Annotated in this window: 4 protein-coding genes; 3 read left to right on the top strand and 1 reads right to left on the bottom strand. The window is 67.8% G+C overall.

Going from position 1 to position 4,398, the window contains the following annotated elements; translation table 11 throughout:
- Nucleotides 1-136: 136 nt before the first annotated feature.
- Nucleotides 137-1,168, bottom strand: a complete 1,032-nt coding sequence (locus AC2VOR_RS19885) for an LLM class F420-dependent oxidoreductase (RefSeq protein ID WP_369736765.1) — start codon at nucleotides 1,166-1,168, stop codon at nucleotides 137-139.
- Between the two features lie 76 nt (nucleotides 1,169-1,244).
- Between AC2VOR_RS19885 and AC2VOR_RS19880 the strand changes: the two genes are divergently transcribed.
- The 3 genes from AC2VOR_RS19880 to AC2VOR_RS19870 all read left to right on the top strand — a co-directional run.
- Complete coding sequence (locus tag AC2VOR_RS19880; protein WP_486964369.1) at nucleotides 1,245-2,240, top strand: Zn-ribbon domain-containing OB-fold protein; 996 nt, start codon at nucleotides 1,245-1,247, stop codon at nucleotides 2,238-2,240.
- 14 nt (nucleotides 2,241-2,254) lie between these two features.
- Nucleotides 2,255-3,319 (top strand): thiolase domain-containing protein, encoded by a 1,065-nt coding sequence (locus AC2VOR_RS19875; protein WP_369736764.1) that lies wholly within the window; start codon nucleotides 2,255-2,257, stop codon nucleotides 3,317-3,319.
- The coding region (locus AC2VOR_RS19870) for a thiolase domain-containing protein (RefSeq protein ID WP_486964368.1) at nucleotides 3,319-4,398 on the top strand (1,080 nt) is incomplete at its 3' end. The genes AC2VOR_RS19875 and AC2VOR_RS19870, both read left to right, overlap by 1 nt.

The raw sequence follows: 4,398 nt of genomic DNA, 5'->3' as shown, positions 1-4,398 counted from the left end.
TCCAACGAACCGGGGCCTGCTACCCGGCGCTCCGGTACCTACCGGGACGGGACTTCCACCCGCTAGTCCAATCCAACTTTCAGGACGCACCATCGGGCCAATCTAGAACGTGTTCTATTCCTTGGGCAAGGGCCGGCTAGATCAGCGTCGCGAGCTCGCGGACCTGCTCGGTGTTGCGTCCGGACACTACCATCATGGTGACTCCGGCGGCCTCCCACACCTTGATCTGCTTACGCACGTAGTCCAGGTCGCCGACGATCGCGGCGTCGTCGACGACCTCGTCGGGGATGATCTCGGCGGCCTTGTCCTTCTGGTCGGAACGGAACAGCGCGGTCACCTCGTCGACGACCTCGGCGTACCCCATCCGGCGATAGACGTCGGCGTGGAAGTTGGTGTCCTCGGCACCCATGCCGCCCATGTAGAGGGCCAGATAGGGCTTCATCGCCGCGAAGGCGGCGCTGCGGTCATCCGTGATGACGATGGTCGCGGTCGCGCAGATCTCGAAGTCCTCGCGGCTGCGGCGCGCGCCGGGCCGGGCGAACCCCTCGTCGAGCCACTCGTTGTAGGTGTCGGCCATTCGCGGGGTGTAGAAGATCGGCAGCCAGCCGTCGCAGATCTCGGCGGCCAGCGCGACGTTCTTGGGGCCCTCGGCACCCAGCATGATCGGGATGTCGGCGCGCCGCGGATGGGTGATGGGTTTGAGGGCCTTGCCCAGGCCGGTCGTGCCCTCCCCCTTCAACGGCAACGGGTAGTGAGGCCCGGCGCTGGTCACCGGTTTCTCGCGGGCCCACACCTGCCGCAGGATGTCGATGTACTCGCGGGTGCGGGCCAGCGGCTTGGGAAACTTCTGGCCGTACCAGCCCTCGACGACCTGCGGGCCGGAAACGCCGAGGCCCAGGATGTGCCGGCCACAGGACAGGTGGTCGAGCGTCAGCGCGGCCATCGCGCAGGCAGTCGGGGTCCGCGCGGACAGCTGCACCACCGAGGTGCCCAGCCGCACCCGCTGCGTCGACGAGCCCAGCCACGCCAACGGTGTGTAGGCGTCGGAGCCCCACGCCTCGGCGGTGAACACGGCGTCGAATCCGGCCCCCTCGGCCGCGGCGACGAGCTCGGCGTGATTTTCCGGCGGCTGAGCGCCCCAATACCCCAGCTGCAACCCCAGTTTCATGCGTTTGCCTTTCCCGCGGAAGACCCGACAAAAGAAAAATTTGAATCCGTTCTTAGAACCTGTTCTACTCGATGACGTGACAACCAGTTCGAGTAGCCCGACCTTGATGGATCACCCTGAACCACCGCTCTCCGCGCCACTGACGTTGTCTTTCGACTACACCCGTTCGGTCGGTCCCACGCTGAGCAAGTTCTTCACCGCACTACGTGAACGCCACCTCCTGGGAGTGCGCGGATCCGATGGCCGGGTGCACGTACCGCCGCCGGAATATGACCCGGTCACCTATGAGCCGCTGGGCGAGATGGTACCGGCGTCGGCCGTGGGCACCGTCGTGTCCTGGACGTGGCAGCCCGAACCGCTGGAAGGCCAGCCGCTGGACCGGCCGTTCGCCTGGGCGCTGATCAAGCTCGACGGCGCCGACACCCCGCTGATGCATGCCGTCGACGCAGGGGAACCGAGTGCGATCCGCGCCGGCACCCGGGTGCACGTGCACTGGGCCGACGAGACGGTGGGCGCCATCACCGACATCGCCTACTTCGCGCTGGGCGGTGAGGCCGAACCCGTGACGGAAAAGCCTGGGGGCGACCAGGATCCGGTCACGATGATCGTCACACCGATCTCGCTGACGATCCAGCACACCGCCTCCCATGAGGAGAGCGCCTACCTGCGGGCCATCGCCCAGGGCAAACTGCTGGGCGCACGCACGGGCGAACACGGGAAGGTCTACTTCCCGCCCCACGGCGCCGACCCGGCCACCGGCCAGCCCACCACCGAGTTCGTCGAACTGCCCGACAAGGGCACGGTGACGACGTTCGCGATCATCAACATCCCGTTCCAGGGCCAGCGCATCAAGCCGCCCTACGTGGCGGCCTACGTGCTGCTCGACGGGGCCGACATCCCGTTCCTGCACCTGGTCGCCGATGTCGACGCGCACGAGGTGCGCATGGGCATGCGGGTCGAGGCCGTGTGGCGGCCGCGCGAGGAGTGGGGTTACGGCATCGACAACATCGCGTACTTCCGCCCCACCGGCGAACCCGACGCCGACTACGACACCTACAAGCACCACCTGTAAAGGGCTTACTTTTCATGAGCGAACGCAACGTTGCGGTGGTCGGCTTTGCCCATGCCCCGCATGTCCGCCGCACCGACGGCACCACCAACGGCGTCGAGATGCTGATGCCGTGCTTCGCCGAGCTCTACGAAGACCTCGGGATCACCAAGGCCGACATCGGCTTCTGGTGTTCGGGCTCTTCGGATTACCTTGCCGGGCGGGCATTCTCGTTCATCTCTGCGATCGACTCGATCGGTGCCGTGCCGCCGATCAACGAGTCGCACGTAGAGATGGACGCGGCGTGGGCCCTCTATGAGGCCTACATCAAGATCCTGACCGGCGAGGTCGACACCGCGCTGGTGTACGGCTTCGGGAAGTCCTCGGCGGGGGTGCTGCGCCGCATCCTGTCGCGCCAGACCGACCCCTACACCGTCGCTCCGCTGTGGCCCGACTCGGTGTCGATCGCCGGACTGCAGGCCCGCATGGGACTCGACTCCGGCAAGTGGAACGAGCTGCAGATGGCGCGCGTGGCCTTCGACACCTTCGCGACCGCCCCCCGGGTGGATTCGGTCGAGCCGGCCGGGAGCCTGGACGAACTGCTCGAACGGCCGTTCTTCGCCGAACCGCTGCGGCGCCACGACATCGCACCGATCACCGACGGGGCCGCCGCGATCGTGCTGGCGGCCGACGACCGGGCGCGCGAGCTGCGCGAGAACCCGGCCTGGATCACCGGCATCGAGCACCGCATCGAGACCCCGGTACTCGGCGCGCGCGACCTCACCGCGTCGCCGTCGACCATGGCGGCGGCCAAGGCGGCCACCAGCGGCGTCGTCCACAACATCGAGGTGGCCGAGATCTGTGCGCCCTTCACCCACCAGCACCTGATCCTCGCCGAGGCGATCCGGCTGCCGGGGCAGACGAAAGTCAATCCGTCCGGGGGCGCGCTGGTGGCCAACCCGATGTTCGTCGCCGGCCTGGAGCGCATCGGGTTCGCGGCACAACACATCTGGAACGGTTCGGCCGGGCGGGTGCTGGCGCACGCCACCAGCGGGCCCGCCCTGCAGCAGAACCTGGTTGCGGTCATGGAAGGGAAGAACTGATGGCCGGAAAGCTCGCGGCGGTCCTGGGCACCGGACAGACCAAGTATGTCGCCAAGCGCCAAGACGTTTCGATGAACGGACTGGTGCGCGAGGCGATCGACCGGGCGCTGGAGGACTCCGGCTGCACGTTCGACGACATCGACGCGGTCGTCGTCGGCAAGGCCCCCGACTTCTTCGAGGGCGTCATGATGCCGGAGCTGTTCATGGCCGACGCCATGGGCGCCACCGGTAAGCCGATGATCCGCGTGCACACGGCCGGCTCGGTCGGTGGATCCACCGGGGTGGTGGCGGCCAGCCTGGTCCAGTCCGGCAAGTACAAGCGCGTACTGGCGATGGCCTGGGAGAAGCAGTCGGAGTCGAACGCCATGTGGGCGTTGTCGATTCCGGTCCCCTTCATCAAGCCGGTGGGCGCCGGCGCCGGTGGCTACTTCGCCCCGCACGTGCGGTCGTACATCCGGCGCTCCGGCGCTCCGTTGAACATCGGCGCCATGGTCGCGGTCAAGGATCGCCTCAATGGGGCCCGCAACCCGTTGGCCCATCTGCACCAGCCCGACATCACCCTGGAAAAGGTGATGGAATCCCCCATGCTGTGGGACCCGATCCGCTACGACGAGACCTGCCCGTCCTCCGACGGTGCCGCCGCAGTCGTCATCGGCAACGAGGAGATCGCCGATGCCCTTGTGGCGCAGGGACATCCGGTGGCGTGGATCCACGCCACGGCGCTGCGGACCGAGCCGCTGCAGTTCTCCGGGCGCGATCAGGTAAGCCCCCAGGCGGGCCGCGACGCGGCCGCCGCGCTGTGGAAGGCTGCGGGGATCAAGAGTCCCATCGACGAGATCGACGCCGCCGAGATCTACGTGCCGTTCTCCTGGTTCGAGCCGATGTGGCTGGAGAACCTCGGGTTCGCCGCCGAGGGCGAGGGCTGGAAACTCACCGAGGCAGGCGAGACCGCGATCGGCGGCCGGCTGCCGGTGAACCCCTCGGGCGGTGTGCTGTCGTCGAACCCGATCGGCGCCTCGGGGCTGATCCGCTTCGCCGAGGCGGCGATCCAGGTGATGGGCAAGGGCGGCGACCACCAG

The organism is Mycobacterium sp. TH-M103 (genome assembly GCF_057473785.1).
This window is presented reverse-complemented; position numbering and strand designations above follow the sequence as displayed.